Here is a 20,069-nt window from a genome sequence, read left to right as displayed (position 1 = left end):
TGCGCCGCTTTCGGCCTACAGGCCTGCGAAGATCTCGATGTCGGCGCTGTCCGCTGTCAGTTTTACAACTGCCTTCTTGGTCTTGGCGGTTGTACCGAACTTAAATGTTCCGCGGACTCTCTTTTTCTTTCCTTCACAGTTCATGGTGTTTACACTCTCAACCTTTGTTCCTGCAAACATCTTTTCCACTGCTTCTTTTACCTGAGACTTTGTTGCTTCCGGGTGTACTAAGAATGTGTATTTCTTTTCTCCCATCAGGTTCATGCTCTTCTCGGTTACTACCGGTTTCAGGATTACATCATAATACTTGATATCTGCCATTATGCGTACACCTCCTCGATACTAGCAACAGCCGCTTTTGTTGCGATCACTGTGTTGTACTTCAAGATGTCGTATACGTTGATCGTATTTGTCTTTGCAGTCTTAACGTCAGCGATGTTTCTTGCGGAAACTTCTGCGTTAGTATTGCCATCTTCCAATACAACTAATGCTTTGGAAACCTCCAGGTTCTTCAGCATGTTTGCCATGTTCTTTGTCTTCATATCAGCAAAGCTGATCTCGTCGATCACGATGAACTTCTTCTCTTCTACTCTGGAAGTCAGGGCAGACTTAAGAGCTGCTCTCTTCTCTTTCTTGTTCATCTTGAAGCTGTAATCTCTCGGTACCGGAGCGAATACCACTCCGCCGCCTGTCCACTGGGGAGCTCTTGTGGATCCCTGTCTTGCGTGACCGGTTCCCTTCTGTCTCCACGGTTTTCTTCCGCCGCCGGAAACTTCAGAACGTGTTTTTGCTTTCTGTGTTCCCTGACGATTATTTGCAAGCTGGTTTACGACAGCCATGTGTACCAGGTGGTCATTTACTTCCACACCGAATACCGCATCGTTTAATTCCATCGTACCAACTTCTTTACCTTCGATATTATAAACAGATACGTTTGCCATTCTAAGCGTCCTCCTTTCTTCGCCAAAACCTAGTTAGCTTTTACCGCTTCTCTGATTGTTACCAGGCACTTCTTCGGTCCCGGTACGGATCCCTTAACCAGAAGCAGGTTGTTCTCTGCATCTACGCGTACAACCTCAAGGTTCTGGATGGTGATCTTCTTGTGTCCCATCTGTCCGGGCATCTTCTTTCCTTTGAATACCTTGCTCGGGTCAGATGCCGCACCGTTGGAACCTGCATGACGATGGAATTTGGAACCATGAGTCATAGGTCCTCTGTGCTGGTTGTGTCTCTTTACCGCACCCTGGAATCCTTTTCCTTTGGAAATCGCAGTTGCGTCGATCTTCTCTCCGGCCTCAAAGATATCAGCCTTGATCTCCTGTGCCAGCTCATACTCGCCTGCGTTCTCAAATCTGAACTCTTTTACATATCTCTTTCCGGATACGCCGGCTTTTGCGAAATGTCCCTGCTCAGCCTTTGTAAGTCCGTGACGGTGAACGATCTCTTTCTTACCGCTCTTGTCTTTGTTTACGATCTTGTCTTTCTTGTCAACGAAGCCAACCTGAACCGCATCGTAACCGTCGTTCTCTGCAGTCTTGATCTGTGTTACTACACAGGGACCTGCCTGAAGCACAGTTACAGGTGTCAGTGTTCCATCTTCGTTAAAGATCTGGGTCATGCCGACCTTTGTAGCTAAGATAGCCTTCTTCATTATGATTACCTCCTGTGATTTACAGCGGAACGCACATCGGCGTTCATCCTAAATGTTAGGAACTACTGCGTTTTTTTACTTGTTTTTCATTTTGATATCAATGTACACGCCAGCCGGCATTTCCAGTCTGGAAAGTGCATCTACCGTCTTCTGGGTCGGTGTGATGATATCGATCAGTCTTTTATGAGTTCTCTGCTCGAACTGCTCTCTGGAATCTTTGTACTTGTGTACGGCACGCAGGATGGTAACTACTTCCTTCTTTGTCGGAAGCGGCACCGGTCCGCTCACCTTTGATCCGTTCTTTTTCACAGTTTCGATGATTTTCTTTGCGGATGCATCTACCAGCTGGTGATCATACGCTTTCAGTGTGATTCTCATTACTTGACTTGCCATAAAAAAAGTCGCCTCCTTTTCGTACTTCTTACTTCAGTACGACAAGCGGTGACTGTACACTCTCCCGTGTGTGTCGTGAGCTACTCACGGGTTGTTGCCACATCTCAGTGGCTGTTATAGTTTCGTACAGTGACTTGTCGCCAGTTTCCTAACTTGACATTCGCTCCACGGAAAACCTGCCACTTAAGGGCAGCAACCTCACGCTTCACAGCTATCAATGTCACAGCTTTTATAGTATATCGGAATATCCCCGGTTTTTCAACCCCTTTATCGGAAATATTGTATTTTTTCAGGTACAATCTCATTTTTTTACAAATATCTCCGTTTTTCTTGTTTTTTTCCGCGGATTCCGTTACCATTTTATCAGAAACACTGACAAATGTACAGGGAACAAAACTGTTCCTTTATAATAGGAAGAGAGGCGATTTTATGGATATCAGAAGATGGAAAGTCATGCTTGCGGTCAGCGACGCAGGCAGCTACACCCGCGCGGCCGAAGAACTGGGGCTCACCCAGTCCGCCGTCACCCAGATGATGAAGGCTCTGGAAAAGGAGATCGGGTTTTCCTTATTCGTAAAAAGCGGACGGGGCATGAGACCCACCCCCGAGGCCCAATCCCTTCTCCCTTCTGTACGCGCACTTTTAAGCGCCGACGAGGTTGTCCGCCAGGAAATTGCCTCGTTAAACGGCGTTCAGACCGGTACGATCCGCATCGGGACCTACTTAAGCTGTTCCATTCACTGGATCCCCGGTATTCTCAAAAAATTCCATGCCGACCACCCGGGGATCCATTTCCATGTGATCGAGGGAGACGAAGGCGAACTTGCAGACTGGATCCAGGAACGCCGGGTGGATATCGGATTCATCAGCCGCCAGGAGGGACAGCGCTATCAGTTTCTCCCGGTGATGGAAGACGAGATCTATGCAGTTCTCCCTTCCGACCATCCGCTGGCAGGGCAGGAGACCGTCCCCCTTACAAGCTTTGAAGGCGCGCCCTTTGTGACCACCGCCTATGTTCCCGGAAGCGACGTCCACCGGGTATTAAAAGAGCACAACCTCTCCCCGGACATCCGTTTTATCTCCATCAATGAATTTTCCGTCCTTTCCATGGTGGAGCAGGGACTGGGCGTCTCTCTTCTTCCGGGCCTCCTTCTCAGGAAGCTGTCCGGGAACTTTGTCCGGCGCAGCACCAGCCCCAGGCTCTACCGGCAGCTGGGACTTGCCTACGCCTCCCAGGAAGAGTTATCCCCTGCCGCCCGTATTTTTCTGGAATACGCAAAGGATTTTCTGCTGGACGACGAGTAATTTTATTAGTTTTTCTAATATTTGCATTAGTTTATCTAATATATTTATTGACACTCTTCTCGGAAAGGAATATACTGAAATAGAGGTAATCTTTTTTATAAAATCAAGAAAGCACTCTCACGATCCGTGGGGGTGCTTTTTTAGCCAGAAAGGAAGGGGATATTATGAGTAATCAGAGTAACCAGAACAACAATGTAACTCGTCAATGGGGCTCACGCTTCGGCTATCTCATGGTTGCCGCCGGCGCCGCTATCGGTCTTGGCAATATCTGGCGGTTCCCCTACCTGGCATATGAGGGCGGCGGCGGTGTATTTCTGGTGGTATACATCATCGTCGTGATCCTGATGGGCCATCCTATGGTAGAGATGGAAACCGCCATTGGCCGCTATACCGGCAAAGACACGGTCACCTGTTTTCAGCGGATCCACAAGAAATGGGGATTTGCCGGATGGATGGCTGTGGTCTGTACCACCCTGCTGTGTATGTACTATGTGGTGGTAGGCGGCTGGGTGGCCAAGTACGCGTTCCAGTATATTGTAAGCGGTGATTTTGGTTCGGATAAACAGGCCTATTACGACCAGTTTACTTCATCGGCGGTGGAGCCGATCATCTGGACCCTGCTTTTGCTGGCGCTGGTATCTTTCCTTTTGTATTTTGGCATCACCAACACGGTGGAAAAGATATCCAAAGTGATGCTTCCCCTGCTGTTCGCCCTGCTGATCATCTGCGGGATCTGGGCGCTGTTTGTCAATGATAACGCCATCGAGGGCGTAAAGTATTATCTGCTCCCGGATTTCAGCAAATTCAGCTTTACCACCTTTGCCCAGGCGGCCACCCAGGTACTCTTCTCCATCGGGATCGGCTGGGGGCTTTATGAGACGCTGGGCGCAAACATTTCCAGAGAAAACAACTTAAAAAGCGACGCCATCATGGTGTCTGTCTTCGATACCGCCGCGGCAATCCTGGCAGGATTCGTCGTAGTTCCTTCCGCCTTCTCCGGCGGTGTGGACATCGAATCCGCCGGCCCCAGCCTGGTATTCAATGTAATGACCGACATATTCGACCGGCTGGCAGGAGGACGGTTCATCGGCGCCTGCTTTTTCCTGGCGATCCTCTTCGCCGTGATCTCATCGCTGTTCAGCTTCTTTGAGATCGCCATCCGGACCTTCGAGGACAACTGCCACATGGGCCGCCGGAACGCCACCATCCTGACCGCCGTCATCATCGGCGCCGGAAATATCATCGTATCTCTGGGCTTTGGAAAATTAAGCAGCCTGAAACTCCCCTGGATCGACGCAAATGGATTTGCCTCTTACGGGCTTTACGACTGGCTTGACATGTTTACCGCCTATATCCTGATGCCCATTGGCTGTATCCTGGTCTGCATCTTCATCGCAAAAGTCTGGGGCTTCAAAAACTACGAAAAAGAAGTTACCAATGACGGAAAATTCGGGCGGGTCACCCTGTTTGACAAGATCCGCACCGTATTTCTGGTGCCCTTCTTCATGATCGTCATCCTGCTGACCGTCTTTGGCTTTATTAAGTAGAAAGCATTTCCCTGATCAGTTCTGCCACGCGAAATACCAGGCCCTTCTCCGGTGAGAGTTCCATCACCGGAGAATCCTGCCGGATCAGGCGGATGACATACACGGTCAGGATCACTGCTATGACCAGCACAAGGACTGCCGTTTCAGCTTTATCGCTCCAGCGCAGTCCTTTTTTCACGGCGTTTCTTCTTATTATATTGCGGTGGATCCCATACAGGAACAGAAGCACATTCAAAAAGAACACCGGCTGATAGGCAAATGCTTCCGGTATCTTCAGCTTCAGCACGCTTAAGCAGGCCCTGGTCGTTCCGCACCCCGGACAGGGGACGCCGAACAACAGCCGTATGGGACAATGCCATATCCATGCGGCCATTACAAAAAACACGGCCAGGACTCCCGCGTGCAGCAGAATCACTCTCCCTGTATTTCTCCTGTTTTTTCTCTGCGTTTCTTCGTGATTATGCATAACTTTTCCGTCTTTCTGATTCTGATATCTTCCGTCTTTTCTTCTATGATAAAATCATTGTATCAATTCTACACGGCAAAGACCAGTGTCAAGCATATTTTTCTTAAGTTTATTAAATTCTGTTTTTTTATTCAACTTTCACAAAATTTATTCCTTCATGTCTGGAACACGTTGACTCGTTAAATTTTTAATGATATAATTAGCGTGATAATCGAACCTGTCATCTGCTATAATCGGGGATAGCTGCTAGGACAGATTCACTGTTATAATTTATAATCTGGAGGGATGTTTTATGGCAATGTACATCATGAAGGGATTATGCGTGATCGGTATTCTTCTGAATGTGATCCTGATGATCCGCAAGAACAAAGAGCTTCGCGCTAATCCGGAAAAAGACCCTGGAACTGGCATGACCGGTGAAGAACTGTGGCAGAAAGGCAAACAGCCAAAGAACCTGGTAGCAACATCAATCACCGGATTCGTAGCGAACTTCCTGGATACTCTGGGAATCGGTTCTTTCGCTCCGTCATCTGCTTCCTTTAAGCTGACGAAGTCTGTAGACGATATCCTGGTTCCTGGTACTCTGAACGTAGGTGATACCGTTCCTGTATGTGTTGAGGCGTTCCTGTTCTTCGGTTTCGTAGATATGGATATCCTGACACTGGTACTGATGATCGTAGCTTCTGTAGTTGGATCTTTTGTAATGGCTGACATCGTAACCAAGTTCGACCGTAAGAAAGTTCGTTACGCGCTGTTCGTAGGTCTCTTTATCCTGGCTACCGTAATCCTGATGAAGGTTATGGCCATCGGACCGTTCGGTACAGTTGGTACAGAGCTTGGACTTCGCGGCGTGAAACTCGTGATCGCTGTTGTCGGCAACTTTGTATTCGGCGCTCTGATGAGTATCGGTGTAGGTCTTTACGCTCCTTGTATGGCTATGGTTCTTGCACTTGGTATGGATGCCGGATGTGCATTCCCGGCTATGATGGGATCCTGTGCATACCTGATGGCATTTGGTAATGGCCCGAAATTCATCGCTCAGGGAAGATACGACATGGTTGCATGCTGGACACAGGCAATCTTCGGAGCAATCGGTGTTTACTGTGCATACGCTTTCGTTTCCAGCTTACCGCTGGAGACCCTTACAAAGGTTATCGCAGTCATCGTTTACATCACCGCTTTCCTGTATCTGCACGATGCGATCAAGAAAGGGTCTGCTGCTTAATCCTACAGCACACATAATAAAATACAGAAATGAATCAAGGGAGTTCGTATCATACGAACTCCCTTACTTTTTACCTTTCTGATTCCGGTCCCGTTCACGCGCTTCCATCTGCAGGTAGGTGATCCGGTTCTTTGTCTGTGTCAGGAAATCCTTCCACCGGTTCACAAGCCCCAGCGGCTTCCACCGGTAATCCGCTCCGCTCTTATCCACCAGGAACTCCCGGAAGTCTTCTGCGCTTCCTTCCTCAAACCGGTCTTTCGGCAGGATCAGAAGATCGTCTTCATTCATCCCCACATAAAAGGTCTTCTCGTCTTCCCAGATCCTGTACACAGCCTTGTAGAAGCCCATGTTCTCTTCCTGTCCGTCCCTGACTGCCCGGATGCCGGCATTTCCGAAATAATAGGTGATCTCTTCGTTTTCTTTGACCTCCGGATTATTTCTCATCATGGAAAGCGTCAGGTACTGGCGGAACAGCCCGGTCAGGATCAGCAGGGCGCCCACCCCGTAGCTGACGATCACTCCCGGCATCGCCAGTTTTTCCACCAGCGTCGGAACCAGCGCCAGAAGGATTCCGGTAACCACCAGATTAAACGTGACCCTCGGATGGCTGACACGGTTCTGGAATTTGATAAATGTCATCATCAGCGACGTATCTCTTCGCACATGCACCCGGTAATAATTTCTGCGCGGATCCGCCGTTTCCTGTATTTGTTGATTGTCCATCTGCCTCTCATTATCCTCCGTCTCTAGTATTGCACCTTTCACAGATCTGCCGGTGCATATCATGGTTATTGTACCATATCTTCCTCTTTTTTCCTACTATTAATTCAAAAACAGCCCTTGTATACGTTACTACGTTAAACTGCTACCAGTCCGCTTCGTTAAAGTGTACAGTTTTTTGCATAAATATGTAATTTTACTGCCCAATATATACAAAATTATTTTTTCTCCGTTCATTGCCTTGACAGTAAAAAAAGCGGGTGGTATATTTATACCATCTTAAACAGCACACCCGTTTAAGATATGATTTCGGTTGTATTTGCAGTTTAGCCCGAGCCGATCATTTCCCCCAAAAGTGATCCTGCAAGGGTAAACTCCAATTGATATATACATCTCTTAATCCAAGAGAAGCATTCCCCAGCTTTGTATATGAAACAAAACTGCAATGCAACGAGGAAAACCTCTCAATGACATACCAAAAAGAAAGGGCACGACATTTCGGATGTCGTGCCTTTTCTTTATCTGATCTGTGATCTACTGATTTCTCTTCTGTTCCATCTGGCGCATCTTCAGCTTCAGAAGGGCTTTTGCCTTCAGGCAGTCCAGTTCTACCATGTTATTTTCTCCTACGACATTGGTCTCTGTACCGTCCTCGCTCTTGTTGATGTCGATGATGCCGTCCAGATAATCGTTGACTACCACAAACTGTGCCACCGTACCGCTGAAATTCAGGCCTGTCACCGGAATCCCGCGGATCCCCAGCTGTTCGCAGGTATTTGTGTAATCCACGTCGCTGTTGCCCCATCCGTCAGAGGAAAGGATCACACCGTCCGCACGCATAGCTTCTGCCCATACGGCGGTTCTGGTGCCTACCAGTAGCTTATCTTTATTATCATCCGGCGTTCCCACAATGATAATACCCATCAGGTCCAGGTCCGTATCAGCAGCCACTACTTCCAGCAGTGGATCCCGGAAATGATGCAATGTCGTTTCTTTTGTCGATGGTCCAATACCCATATCTTACACCTCCTACTGCATAGAGCGGATAATACCGTCTCTGTACTCATTCGGAGTGATCAGGATCGGCATATTGCCCATATCTATGATTGAACGTCCTCCTTCAACACCAGACGGCTCATTTGAGAACAGGTGGGTGTCATACATCGCACCCTGTCCGGCCACCTGTCTTACGATCAGGACACGTTTCTTTCCAGGTCTTACGATATCATGATATTCATGACGCTCCGTACACTTTTCGCCTTTGAATTTTTTCAGTTTCTCACGGTAGGTCTGGATAAATTCATCGCAGACGCGGTGTGCCGCTGTGGGACCCGGCCGTTCCTGTCCCATACCCGCCGCCAGTGTCACGTCAAAGGAAATGATATAATCATTGTCCCCCGGTGTTCCCGCGCGGTTCAGATACAGCTGATCCTTCAGATTCCCTTCAGAGGAGCCAAATTCATGGCACTGTTTTCCGTTTACGTCCACGCCTGTCAGCATGACGTACACGCCTGTGATCGTATGTGTGATGCCCTCGCCCAGTTTACCCAGCACCTTTGTGGAGATCGGGATGATATCCATGATGGTATTGGTCCACCGGTCATGGTCGCCTGGTTTAATGATCTGAATATCGATCTTTTCAATATGTTCTTCTTTGGCAACAAGCTCATCCAGCATTTCTTTGCTGACTGTCATATGTCCGTCCACAGTAATATCATTATGCTCGCCAAATTCCACATCTGTCATATGGAAAGCCTTGATCACGAGACGTCTCAAATCGATTTCTTTTTCTGCCAAATCGTTCACCTCCTGCTTTTATAAAAGAAGGGCAGATGAAGATCATCTGCCCTTTCCATACGTTTCCTTAGATCTTAGCTACATACTCATACGGCAGCGGTACGATAGTTCCAGGAGTCTGGATCTTGATCAGCTGCTCAAGAGTTGCTTTTACGATCTGTGTCTGCTGTTCAACATTGTGCGGTCCACCAGCGTTAGCTCCCATAGGAACCAGCGGAGCAACTGCACGAGGAGTACCGGTCTGACGAACAACCGGCGGAAGAGCTGCAATAATGATTGTAGGAATTCCAGCTTCTTCAATCGCTCTCTGCACCAATACTGCAGAGCGGTGGCAGGTACCTCAGCCAGCGGTGAGGATTACTGCGTCAACATCCTCTTCTTTGAACATCTGCGCGATGGCCGGACCAGTCTCGTGTTTGAATTTCTCCTGGTTTCCGCCGCCGCCCATGAATCCGGCGTGTACCGGAGCGCAGGCTCTGATGAAGCCTTCTGCTGCCAGCTCATGGATTCTGTCGATGGGGAACATGCAATTGATGTCTTTGTTAACATCACTGTTGTCATATCCACCATGGGATACCATCAGATCACTGGATGGTGTGGTGTTCTCGATTTTTCTCCATGTCCAGTCACCAGCAAGATTGAATCTTTCCTGGGATTTCTTATGAACACCTGCTGCTGTCGCAAGAGCGATAGACATATCTTTCAGCTCTTTTGTTACAGGAGTCCATACTGCCGGTGGAGTAATAGGTACGAAGATTTCTGATTGTAAACCTTTAACAACCGTTAAACTCATTTTTAGACCTCCTTATTATCCAAACGAGTGCGCATTTCTTCTTGTTTGCGCCGTTCTTTTTCGATATTGCTGACATATTTATCATTTATTTCCGGTCCTAGCTGCTCCGGAAAGCTCATGTTCCATCCGATCTCCTGGCCTACTTTCGGCTCAGTGTCACAGATGAACATCCGCTTCGGCGCTTTGAAGAACCCCAGGCGTCCTTTCAGGTCGACGCTGATACTGCAGTCGTCAACATCTACTACAACACCTTCCATATAAATGATCTTGTCACCATAATGCAATCGTTCGTTATTCATGTAACTGCCTTCTTAATTAGTCGTATTTTTCCTTACGCTTCTGGCTCATCGGCAGAGACTGCTCGTTCTCAACAAGCTCAACCTTCTTGCCGTAAGCAGCTTCGATCAGCTCTACGTTTGTAGATTTTACGTTCGGATTCCACTTCTTCTCAGCAGCCTTTACTTCTTCTCCAGCCATAGCTGTCTTCAGCATAGCCAGTGCACGGATCGCATCCTCTTCGCAAAGGGTGTTGCAGCCAAGAACCTCGTTCTCGATACCGGACTCGGACTTGTTGTTGTCAACCATGTAGGTCATGTACTTGTTACCAACAACCAGCGCGCCCTGTACTGCACAGTAGGACATACCTACTACCGGAACGCCTCTCATACCGATCTGCTCGATATGGCTTGCGAAGTCGATGTGGTTGTTTCCGAAACCTTCTGTTGTAACGAAAGCTCCGTCTACGTCCATCATCTCTACAGTGTGTCCGACACGTTTGGATACATAGAATTTCTCAGCGTTGATCTGCGGGCTTCCTACGAATACAACGCCGCAAAGGTCAACTTCCGGATCATGCAGAGCTTCCAGAACCAGAGGCTCTCTCCAGTAATGTCTGGACATTTCCTTGGAAGCAGGTCCGATACAGGTCAGAGCATGGATACATCCATCCAGAACCTCCAGCGGAGATACGCATACCGGAACATTTCCTAAGTCTACGTTTGCTCTTGCGCCAAGGATTCCTACAGGCTCTACAGGAAGGATGAAATTATCATGCATAGCTCCCTGTCCCATGATCTCCTTAACGATAACGACTTTCTTCTTGCCAGGACGACGAACCTGTTTCAGTTCCTCTGTATCAACTACCAGGCTCTCATCCAGTTCTTTCATCACTTCACGGATCTCCTGAGTGATCACATCAAAAGCAGTGTGGGCAGCCATAGGTCCACGACGCTCCATGTTGGTCTTCTCCTGGATCACGATGTTACCTTTGATAAAGATCTCTCCTTTATCCGGGCAGCTCGGACGGTTCCACATAATGTTCTCATCCAGGTATCCTTCGGAAGAACCGAACTCACCGATCTGAACTCCGCCTTCATCTGTACCGGTCAGCATCATTACAACGCCGTCCAGAACTCTTGTTACACCTGTACCAAGGTCAGCGTCGCCTTCCTTTGTAGCGATCGGCTGAACGTCCATGATGGTCTCAGAATAGGTGTGATATTTGTCAGGAGTGATGATCTCCAGGTGGAAATCTTTAACCAGTTCCTGATTGTCGATAACTTCCTGCTCAATGCCTTCACGGATGTAAAGAGTAGTTCCCTCGATCTTGGTCTCCGGTCCTCTCTTAACTTCTGTAATGTTGAAGTGCTTTCTTGTCAGGCTTCTTACGACTTTCTCCTCGCCAGCTTCTGCTGCCGGTGCTGCTGCGCCTGCTGCAACTTCAGCGCCTGCCGGTACCGGAACTGCTGCTGCGCCGCCTGCTCCAAGTGCTCCAACCGGGATCTCAAGGTCGATGTCCTTTCCTTCTCCGATGTGGATCTTAAGAACTCCGCCTGCTGCCGGTGCTGCCGGTGCAACCGGTGCCGGTGCTGCAGGAGCCTCCGGAGCTGCTTCCTCTTCTTCCTCTGCCGGTGCGCTCGGTGCTTTTACTCCGTCCAGTACATCTGCTGTTAACGGGCAAAGAGAATCACAAGTTTTTGTAAGCTTTGCTCCCAAAACTTCTTCGATGGTAAGGCATCCATCGAGGCTTAATAATCCTGAATCTACCAAATCATCAAAGATCGCCGGATCTTCCAGATTCGCAGGTTCAATTGTGATGCCAGCTTCGGCTCTGCAGCAAAGAACCGCAGGATCATGTGCATGAGCTTTCGCTGTTTCAGCTGTGATTGACATATTGTTTTCCCTCCTTGTTAGGTTTGCTTAAGTCCACCCTTCCGGGCTTTGTTTGTATATAACAGCCGCAGGACCGCCGGGGAGTCCTCTCTTTCTCCCTGGACAAAAGAATCGGGGGCCTTTCATCCTGGCTGCCCGCGACAGCAATACCGATATTAGAAATCGATGTCCTGACTAACCTCTTTGGAAATCTTCAGTGTTCTGTAAAGAGGATGTCCCACTGCTCTCATAACGTGGTCTGTCTGATGGAATACCTTCAGTCCCATCTTCGGACCGGATGCCATAACTGTGTTGGAGCAGTCTGAGCAGTTTCCGATAATGATGTATTCACATTTATCTTTCTTAAACTGCAGGTTGTTCTTTACCTGTCCCGGACAGTTTCCAGGACGCAGGCACTTGAGCGGTGCGCCCGGCTTGCTCTCGATCGCCTGTTTACATCTGCATACAGATACGACCTTGCCGTTCATCTTCTCTGCGATCTCGCGCATACGGTCTTCGCTTCCGCCGCATGCACAGACTAAGAGTCCTACGTTTGCGCCGTGAAGATCCGGGAACTCTACGCTCACCAGGATACCGCCTGTCGTCTTGGTGATCGGCTCTTCTACTGTAGTGGACTTGCCTGTAAAGGCTCCGCCCATTACGATCTCGCCGTATTTTCCATCAATGCCGCCGGCCTTTTCAATCAGTTCGCCGACGCTTACGCCTACCGGCACGTCCATGAATACATGTGCTGCATTTCCGCCGTTTAATTTTCCGCGTACTGTCAGGTTCTTGGTGATGCAGGGCTTCTTCTCATCGATCGCCTCTGCTACCTTGGCTGCGGTCTCCAGATTCACAACTACAGATCTTGCTGCAGAAGGAAGCTGTGTCGGCAGAAGGTTTACACCCAGACATTCTCTTACTACCGCACGCTCCTCGCCCATCGGGTAGATGTCTGCCAGGAAGTGCATGGAGATGTCTGCCTCGTCTTTCAGCGCTGCCTCCAGATGCTTGATCGCGTCGTGATGTTTCTTCTTAATAGCAAAGATCGCTTTGTCTGCATGAGTCATCTCCATACAGTATTTCACGCCGCGGATCACTTTATCCGTCTGTTCAACCAGCTGCTTGATGTTATGCTCCAGTCCCGGCTCGCACTCAGCTGCATTTACCAGGATATAGCTGTGCTCCAGTTTGAAATCAGCCGGCAGTTCCGGGTTGATCTCCGGATCCAGCTCTGCAAGCGGTGTCTCCGCAAGGTTGATGTTAAGCTTTACACCGGTGGGGAATCCTGCTCCGCCCATGCCGACGATACCTGCAGCCTTCACCATGTCCAGCTTGCTGGCATCTTCCGGAACATCGATCGGAACAAATTCATCCGGCTGCTCTGCAGCAGGCTCAATGATGATCCTGTCGTCGGTGATCTCTGTGACCTTGCCATAGACACTGGAGAAAATATTTGCTCCAAGTCCTGTGGGGGTCGCGATGAGTGTACCTTTTTTTACGTCCGCCCCAACCTCAACACAGGGTGCACATGGCGCACCAACGTGCTGACGCAATAAAATTTGTACATTTCCCATGACACATATCTCCTTTTTCTTTTTTATAAGTAAAAACGAAACTTCACAGTCTCCTTACTTATTCCACAACATCTTGTTTTATAAAAATTATCTATAGGAACATCTTGCTATTTTTTTAACAGCAAAAAGGTCTTTTCTGGCGAGGGCATGTGGGAATCGAACCCACCCGGGACGCTCTTAACGCCCCACACTAGTTTTGAAGACTAGGAGGCACACCAGTCACCCATCTACCCCCATCTATGCCCAAATACCATAACACAAATTCTCGCAGATTTCAACACTTTTGTTCATTTTTATAATAGCAAAAAAGCATTGACTTTTCAACCTCTTTCCCCCATAATAAAATTAAAGAACTGAACGCGGTACTAGAACGCAGTCTATTTGTTAAAAAACTATCGTTCTGGCCCTTTAAAATCCACAAAGGAAAAAGACACAAGAAAAACCAGGGGAGGTTTTTTACGTGTTTTTATAAAACCTTATAGTTTTTTTCTATAAGTAACTTCATGAAAAATATTTAAGGAGGGACATTATTATGAAGTTAGAAGCAAAGGTTAATTTTGACCGCTTTGAGGCAGCTCTTCAGGTTGTTGACGCACATACTGAAGGCGAGTTCTGCCGTATGGTCATCGGAGGTTTCCCGGAGCCAGAAGGAAGCACCATGATCGAGAAGAAAAAATGGATGGAGAAAAACTACGACAATGTTCGTACCGCTCTGATGTTTGAGCCAAGAGGACATCACGATATGTTCGGCGCTTTTCTCTGCGAGCCTGTTAATAAGGAAGCAGACTTCGGCGTAATGTTCATGGACACAGGCGGATACCTGAACATGTGCGGACACTGCACCATCGGTGCTGTTACCGTTGCGATCGAGGCTGGTCTGGTAGAGTCTCATGAAGGAGAGAACGAAGTAGTTCTTGACGCTCCTGCAGGACTGATCCGCACCAAGGCTATCGTAAAAGACGGCAAGGTTGAAAGCGTAACTCTTACCAATGTACCGGCATTCGTATACAAAGAGAACCAGAGCGTGACCATCGACGGAAAAGAGATCAAATTCACCATTTCCTTCGGCGGAAGCTTCTTCGCACTGGTAGACACCACACAGCTTGACATCGGCGAGATCAACGCCAAGAGTGTTCCGGCTTACCAGAAACTTGGTATGCAGATCCTGGACGCTATCAGCAAAGAGATCCCGGTAAAACATCCGCTGCTTGACATTGACAGCGTAGACCTTGTTGAGTTCTACGGACCGACTCCGAACCCGGACAAGGCAGATCTTAGAAACGTAGTTATCTTCGGCGACGCTATGGCTGACCGTTCTCCGTGCGGAACCGGTACCAGCGCAAAACTTGCTACCCTGCATCACTGGGGAGAGATCAAAGTTGGCGAAGAGTTCCGTTATGAGAGCTTTATGGGAAGCATCTTCAAAGGTGTGATCAAAGAGACCACAAAGGTTGCTGACTATGACGCAGTAATCCCGATGATCACAGGAAGCGCTTACCTGACAGGTGTTGCTACCTACCTGATCGATCCGACCGATCCGTTGAAATATGGTTTCCAGGTAGGCTAATCTTCTGATCAGCACACAGACTTGTATAAAACAGCTTAGAAACAGGAGCGGATCAGGACTACTGATCCGCCCCTGCTTTTTATTTTTATCCGAAAGAGGTGACGACCGGGATGCCGAGAAAAAGAATCTCTACCAAGAGCAGGATCGTAAAGGCTGCATGGAATCTTTTCTATAAAAAAGGATACGAACAGACAACCGTGGAAGACATCATCAATGCATCCAGGACCTCCAAGGGAACCTTTTACCACTATTTTAAAGGAAAAGAATCCCTGCTGAACTCGTTGTCCTACTTGTTTGACGAAAAGTACGAGGAGCTCTCCGCTTCTATTGATCCGGATATGTCCGCCTATGACAAGCTTCTCTACCTGAACCACGAGTTGTTTTACATGATCGAAACCAGTGTGGACATCAGCCTTCTGGCATTTCTCTATTCTTCCCAGCTGGTGACAAAGGACAAGAAATCGCTGGCCGACAGTAAGCGTTTTTATTTCAAATGGATCACCGAGATCCTGGAAGGCGGCTTAAAAAGCGGTGAGTTTAAAAACACCAGTACTGCGAAAGAACTGATGAAGATCTACGCCATGTATGAGCGGGCCATCCTCTACGACTGGGCGCTGTACCGGGGAAAATATTCCCTCTGCGAATATAGCGACAGGCTTTTGCCTCATGTCCTCGATACCTTTGTAAACGGCATATAAAAACGCTGTATCCCGAAAAACCGGCATACAGCGTTTTCTATTTTATTCACTTACCAGCCCATTCGGCTTCTCAGTATCTTCGTCTTTTCCCGTCCGACAGGGATGACCGTCCCTTCATAGCCTTCCATTTTCAGTCCCAGACTGTTATTTCCCCAGGGAAATACTTCCTTGACTTTTTCCAGATTGATCAGATAGCTTTTATGGCAGCGGAAAAAGGAGACATTTTCCAGGCTCTCCAGACGTTTCTCAAAATCGCCGATCCCCCGGCTGTCATAATATTCCCTGCCGGCCGCATGAATGAGGCATCCCCGGCGGCAGGTCTCCAGAAATACCAGATCCTTCGCATTTTCAAAGATGGTTTTTCCTTCCGTGTTAATGGCGATCTTCTTTGGATGCGGCTTCTCTCTCTTTTCGTCCGGAGTATCGGAGGCCAGGCAGCGGGAAAGAACTTTCCGGATCCTCTCTTTTTCGTAAGGTTTAAGCACATAGTCGTCCACTCCCAGTTCAAATGCCGTCACTGCATACTCGGAATAGGCCGTCACGAAGATAATACCCGCCTCGGGCTGCATCGACCGGATGGCCTGCACCAGATCCGTCCCGCTGATATCTCCCAGATTGATGTCCAGGAAAAACAGGTCATATTTTCCTTCTCCTGCAAGTCCGAGCGCCGCGGCGCCGGAATCGCCTTCTGCAAAGTCCACGTCTCCCAGCAGCTCCCGCAGCTGCCAGATCAATTCGCCTCTGGCCGGCCTCTCATCATCAATTACCGCTATTCTCACGTTCTTTCTCCTCTTCCTTTTCCTTTAAAAACCTTAACGTAACACAACTTCCTTCCGGGGAACTTACAATATCAAGCCCAAAGGATTCCCCGTAAGCCTTCTTCATCCTCTGGTTTACATTCCGAAGACCGATACTTCTCCCAAAAGGCTCATTTTTCTTAAATTTGTCCAGCACCTCCTGAGGAAATCCTCTGCCCTGATCCCGGATGGATACCTGATACGCTTCCTCTGTTTCCTGCACGCTGATATGAACCCTGCGCCTCCCGTCCGGGCTGATCCCGTAGCGGACCGCATTTTCTACCAGTGGCTGCAGGATCAGGGTCGGGATCCTGATATCCATCTGCTCCGGCAGATCATAGGAAACCTCCAGCTTATCTTCAAAGCGGGCTTTTTCAATCTCCAGATAATTGCGGACATGCTCCAGCTCTCCTGCCATAGGCACCATATATTTTCCTTCATTCAGATTGTAGCGGAAATAATTTGCAAGGGTGATCAGAAGCTCCCGGGCTCTGTCCGCATTTTCCCTGCACACGTAGGAAATCGTGTTGAGGGCGTTGAAAAGAAAATGCGGGTTCACCTGGAACTGCAGTGCCTTGAACTCTGCCTGCTGGCGGAGAAGCCTCTGCCGCTCCAGCTCCGACATGGCAATCTGGGCGGAGGCGATCTGTACCAGGTTCTGCAGAAGTTCCACATCGCTCTGGCGGAAAACCCACTGTCTTTTCGTCCACACGATCAGACAGCCGATGGCCTCCTTTTCAATCATAAAGGGCGCCGCGATCATGGAATACTCCCGCATCCATTCGTACCAGGCGCTGGATTTTGGCACCTTGTAGGCGATTTCCAGTTCCCCCTTCTTCATGGCGGCAAGCCCGATCTCCGGGATACCGTCCAGATCCGGAAGCTCCGGCAGGCCTTCTTCCTGCGCTCTGCCCGGGGATTTTCCTTTTCTTCCCGGAAGTTCTCCCGGCCAGATGGTTTCCTCCCCGCCGCTGTCATCCGGCTGCTGCTTCCATGCCAGGATCCGCTCCCGGTCCGTCAGGATCACGCCTGTCCAGCCGCTGGCTTCCAGAAGCACCGACACCAGTTCCTTCATATTCGCTTCATCCTCAAGACCGTTGCCAAGAAGCGGGATGCAGCGCCGGCCAAGTTCCGACGCCATCTGCAGCTGACGGCTGCTCTCAATATCCTGCCGGATAAAAATATTGTTGAAACTGGAGATGAAAAGGAGAATACCCGCCGCATTCATCAACGTCATCAGGATTCCGGCCTTTTGCACGGTGGCAAGAGCCAGGGAAAAAGGACTGACCATCCGCAGAATAATCACAAGATCGCAGATCTCCGCAAAGCAGGTCAGGAAAAACAGGTCTCTGTATTTCCATTTTCCACGCTGAAAATACGGGTAGAATCCCCCTCCCAGAAGCCCGAACAGAACCGTGGAGAAGGCGGACGCCATCGCAAAAGCCGCCGGCCCCGCAAAAAAATAGATATAGACCGCCCCGATCATGGAGGCATACATCCCCACCAGCGGACCGCCAAGGATCCCGGCCGCAATCGCGGCGATCACGCGGGTGTTCATATTGTAGCCGTCCATATCGATCCCTGTGTACACAGACAGAACGATCACCGCGCCAAAAACCACCGACAGAAACACCTGGCCCGCGCCGCTTCGCCGCTCCTGCGAGATAATCGTCTGGATCAGCTGCACCTTCGACAGCAGAGTCGCCACCAGCACAAGCAGCGCAATATTCAAAATCACCTCAAAAAGCAAACTCTCCATGTGAATCCTCATACTTTCCACCCTCCCGGACACACATACCTGGAATTATCATACCACAAATCCCCAGGATGTGGATAATACCTGTGGATAAAATGTGGAAAACATAAATGGGGGACGGGGGATTTCCAGAAATCCCCCGTCCCCCATTTATGTATGATTTGTTAGGAAATGGTTGGCTTATTCGTAAGCGACGGTTTTTTTGTCGTTGTAGACATCCAGATCCAGTTCGCCAAGCTTCTTGGCTACCAGCATGCCTACCATGACATCTACGTCTACGTTCATCAGTGTACGGAACATTCCTGCGAACCAGTCGATTCCGATCAGGACTGCGATGCTGTCCATCGGAAGTCCCAGCGAGGATGCCAGGAAGGTGTACACGATCACGGAGCCGCCCGGTACGGAAATGGTTCCCATGCACATCAGGCAGGACAGAAGGATTGCCATACCCATCTGGTATACCGTCATTTCGATTCCTGTGGACTGTGCCATGAAGAAGATGGCGGTTACATAGCACATAGCTGCGCCGCAGCTGTTCATGGACATGGTAATGGGTCCTGTAAAGTCTGCCACTTTACGGCTGACGCCGAATTTGGTGACTGCGTCTTCCATTTTTGTCTGAAGGCAGATCGCGCCGGATGTGGTGGTGACTGCCATCAGGGACATTTTGCCGAATTTCTTCGGCATCTTAAATGGATTGACGCCGCAAAGTACCGCTGTGATCGGTCCGTAGATCAAAAACTGGATCACATCGCCGATCAGGAGCACTCCCAGGAATTTAGCCATCGGGATGATCACTGCAAATCCTGTGGATCCGGCTACGTCTGCCAGCAGGCAGAAGATACCGATCGGGGCAATGTACATAACTGTTTTGATGATATTGGTAATGACTTTATTTAAGCCGATCACCCAGTCTGCCATGTTGCGGTTTCCGCTCTGGCGGGTGTAGGCTCCCATGGCCACGCCAAAGAAGATCGCAAATACGATACACGGCACCATGGATCCATCAGCCATAGATTCCACTACGTTTGTAGGAACAAAGTTCAAAAGGGTATCCTGAAGGGACGCGGCCTCTACTGCCGTCTCTGTTACTTCTTCTGCTCCGGAGAGGTCAATGCCAAGTCCCGGTTTTACCAGCATGGACAAAACCACACCCAGCACAGCGGCAATCGCTGTAAAGAACACGATCCATTTGATCGTATGCACGCCCATTTTTCCGACGTCTTTTCCGTCGCCGCCGCCTACTGCAGCTGCTACAGAAGACATAACCAGAAGCACAACGGACATCTGGATCAGTCTTAAGAAAATATCTCCGATAAACTTAAGATTCTCCGCCCAGGGTCCTATCAGTGCGCCGAATACGATACCTCCGACTGTTGCGATCAGAATCTGCGTGGTCAGAGATATTGAAAATTTCTTTTTCTTTTCCATCTCTCATTCCTTCTTTCTTTTTACTTTTCTTTGCCGTTCCTTTAAGCTATGCTTTATTTTATCTATTTCAATTTGAAAATCAACAGTTTTTGCATAAAAGGGAGTTTTACATGAGGGAAATGTTGTTTTCTATGTGCAAAAAACGGAGAGACAAATAATATTATTCGCCTCTCCGTTTTTAAAACATTTGGAAAT

General features: G+C 48.9%; 20 protein-coding genes and 1 tRNA gene. 5 read left to right on the top strand and 16 right to left on the bottom strand.

What is annotated here, in order from left to right:
- Positions 1 to 15 precede the first annotated feature (15 nt).
- From rplW to rpsJ, 4 genes are all read right to left on the bottom strand, one after another.
- The gene (gene rplW / locus H6A13_RS04240) at positions 16 to 321 is read right to left on the bottom strand and encodes a 50S ribosomal protein L23 (protein WP_204908375.1); all 306 of its coding nucleotides are present in this window, start codon (positions 319 to 321) and stop codon (positions 16 to 18) included.
- On the bottom strand, positions 321 to 941 hold the full coding sequence (gene rplD / locus H6A13_RS04235) for a 50S ribosomal protein L4 (protein ID WP_204908374.1): 621 nt from the start codon (positions 939 to 941) through the stop codon (positions 321 to 323). The genes rplW and rplD overlap by 1 nt, the downstream gene beginning before the upstream one ends.
- Positions 942 to 970: 29 nt before the next feature.
- On the bottom strand, positions 971 to 1,651 hold the full coding sequence (rplC, locus tag H6A13_RS04230) for a 50S ribosomal protein L3 (protein ID WP_070087937.1): 681 nt from the start codon (positions 1,649 to 1,651) through the stop codon (positions 971 to 973).
- A gap of 75 nt (positions 1,652 to 1,726) precedes the next feature.
- On the bottom strand, positions 1,727 to 2,044 hold the full coding sequence (gene rpsJ, locus H6A13_RS04225; protein ID WP_070087938.1) for a 30S ribosomal protein S10: 318 nt from the start codon (positions 2,042 to 2,044) through the stop codon (positions 1,727 to 1,729).
- Between the two features lie 429 nt (positions 2,045 to 2,473).
- Here rpsJ and H6A13_RS04220 point away from each other — a divergent pair, with 429 nt between their 5' ends.
- The gene (locus H6A13_RS04220) at positions 2,474 to 3,349 is read left to right on the top strand and encodes a LysR family transcriptional regulator (RefSeq protein ID WP_204908373.1); all 876 of its coding nucleotides are present in this window, start codon (positions 2,474 to 2,476) and stop codon (positions 3,347 to 3,349) included.
- A gap of 164 nt (positions 3,350 to 3,513) precedes the next feature.
- Positions 3,514 to 4,896 carry a sodium-dependent transporter gene (locus H6A13_RS04215; protein WP_204908372.1) on the top strand — a complete coding sequence of 461 codons (1,383 nt, stop codon included), beginning with the start codon at positions 3,514 to 3,516 and terminating at the stop codon, positions 4,894 to 4,896.
- Here H6A13_RS04215 and H6A13_RS04210 read toward each other — a convergent pair.
- A complete protein-coding gene (locus H6A13_RS04210; RefSeq protein ID WP_204908371.1) occupies positions 4,889 to 5,311 on the bottom strand; it encodes a DUF2752 domain-containing protein in 423 nt (140 codons plus the stop codon). The two genes, H6A13_RS04215 and H6A13_RS04210, sit on opposite strands and share 8 nt — an antisense overlap.
- A gap of 343 nt (positions 5,312 to 5,654) precedes the next feature.
- Here H6A13_RS04210 and H6A13_RS04205 point away from each other — a divergent pair, with 343 nt between their 5' ends.
- On the top strand, positions 5,655 to 6,587 hold the full coding sequence (locus H6A13_RS04205; RefSeq protein ID WP_243424725.1) for a permease: 933 nt from the start codon (positions 5,655 to 5,657) through the stop codon (positions 6,585 to 6,587).
- Positions 6,588 to 6,650: 63 nt separating this feature from the next.
- Here the strand turns inward: H6A13_RS04205 and H6A13_RS04200 are convergent, their stop codons facing one another.
- The 8 genes from H6A13_RS04200 to H6A13_RS04165 all read right to left on the bottom strand — a co-directional run bounded on the left by H6A13_RS04200 (position 6,651) and on the right by H6A13_RS04165 (position 13,860).
- On the bottom strand, positions 6,651 to 7,310 hold the full coding sequence (locus tag H6A13_RS04200) for a YcxB family protein (RefSeq protein ID WP_204908370.1): 660 nt from the start codon (positions 7,308 to 7,310) through the stop codon (positions 6,651 to 6,653).
- A gap of 531 nt (positions 7,311 to 7,841) precedes the next feature.
- A complete protein-coding gene (locus H6A13_RS04195) occupies positions 7,842 to 8,324 on the bottom strand; it encodes a glycine/sarcosine/betaine reductase component B subunit (protein ID WP_204908369.1) in 483 nt (160 codons plus the stop codon).
- A gap of 12 nt (positions 8,325 to 8,336) precedes the next feature.
- Positions 8,337 to 9,104 carry a proline reductase cluster protein PrdD gene (gene prdD, locus H6A13_RS04190; RefSeq protein WP_204908368.1) on the bottom strand — a complete coding sequence of 256 codons (768 nt, stop codon included), beginning with the start codon at positions 9,102 to 9,104 and terminating at the stop codon, positions 8,337 to 8,339.
- 67 nt (positions 9,105 to 9,171) lie between these two features.
- Entirely contained in the window at positions 9,172 to 9,897 is a 726-nt protein-coding gene (gene prdB, locus H6A13_RS04185; RefSeq protein WP_204908367.1) for a D-proline reductase (dithiol) protein PrdB, read from the bottom strand.
- A gap of 2 nt (positions 9,898 to 9,899) precedes the next feature.
- Positions 9,900 to 10,196, bottom strand: a complete 297-nt coding sequence (locus H6A13_RS04180; protein ID WP_204908366.1) for a CBO2463/CBO2479 domain-containing protein — start codon at positions 10,194 to 10,196, stop codon at positions 9,900 to 9,902.
- A 16-nt stretch (positions 10,197 to 10,212) separates the two neighbouring features.
- A complete protein-coding gene (gene prdA / locus H6A13_RS04175) occupies positions 10,213 to 12,069 on the bottom strand; it encodes a D-proline reductase (dithiol) proprotein PrdA (RefSeq protein ID WP_204908365.1) in 1,857 nt (618 codons plus the stop codon).
- 155 nt (positions 12,070 to 12,224) lie between these two features.
- Positions 12,225 to 13,625 (bottom strand): proline reductase-associated electron transfer protein PrdC, encoded by a 1,401-nt coding sequence (locus H6A13_RS04170; RefSeq protein WP_204908364.1) that lies wholly within the window; start codon positions 13,623 to 13,625, stop codon positions 12,225 to 12,227.
- A gap of 137 nt (positions 13,626 to 13,762) precedes the next feature.
- A tRNA-Sec gene (locus tag H6A13_RS04165) sits at positions 13,763 to 13,860 on the bottom strand.
- Between the two features lie 297 nt (positions 13,861 to 14,157).
- On the opposite strand from H6A13_RS04165, the gene H6A13_RS04160 reads away from it, so the two are divergent.
- Together H6A13_RS04160 and H6A13_RS04155 are read left to right on the top strand one after the other, a co-directional pair.
- The gene (locus H6A13_RS04160; RefSeq protein ID WP_204908363.1) at positions 14,158 to 15,192 is read left to right on the top strand and encodes a proline racemase family protein; all 1,035 of its coding nucleotides are present in this window, start codon (positions 14,158 to 14,160) and stop codon (positions 15,190 to 15,192) included.
- A gap of 110 nt (positions 15,193 to 15,302) precedes the next feature.
- Entirely contained in the window at positions 15,303 to 15,890 is a 588-nt protein-coding gene (locus H6A13_RS04155; RefSeq protein ID WP_204908362.1) for a TetR/AcrR family transcriptional regulator, read from the top strand.
- 50 nt (positions 15,891 to 15,940) lie between these two features.
- Here H6A13_RS04155 and H6A13_RS04150 read toward each other — a convergent pair whose 3' ends face one another.
- The 3 genes from H6A13_RS04150 to H6A13_RS04140 all read right to left on the bottom strand — a co-directional run bounded on the left by H6A13_RS04150 (position 15,941) and on the right by H6A13_RS04140 (position 19,874).
- Positions 15,941 to 16,669 (bottom strand): response regulator, encoded by a 729-nt coding sequence (locus H6A13_RS04150; protein ID WP_204908361.1) that lies wholly within the window; start codon positions 16,667 to 16,669, stop codon positions 15,941 to 15,943.
- On the bottom strand, positions 16,650 to 18,458 hold the full coding sequence (locus H6A13_RS04145) for a LytS/YhcK type 5TM receptor domain-containing protein (protein WP_204908360.1): 1,809 nt from the start codon (positions 18,456 to 18,458) through the stop codon (positions 16,650 to 16,652). Before H6A13_RS04145 ends, H6A13_RS04150 begins: the two co-directional genes overlap by 20 nt.
- A 165-nt stretch (positions 18,459 to 18,623) precedes the next feature.
- Positions 18,624 to 19,874: a dicarboxylate/amino acid:cation symporter gene (locus tag H6A13_RS04140; protein ID WP_204908359.1), complete on the bottom strand. Its 1,251-nt coding sequence runs from the start codon at positions 19,872 to 19,874 to the stop codon at positions 18,624 to 18,626.
- Positions 19,875 to 20,069 lie beyond the last annotated feature (195 nt).

This window comes from Mordavella massiliensis (genome assembly GCF_016902415.1).
Taxonomy (GTDB): domain Bacteria; phylum Bacillota; class Clostridia; order Lachnospirales; family Lachnospiraceae; genus Merdimonas; species Merdimonas faecigallinarum.
The sequence above is the reverse complement of the archived record's forward strand: the minus strand, read 5'-3'. Positions and strand labels throughout refer to the sequence as shown.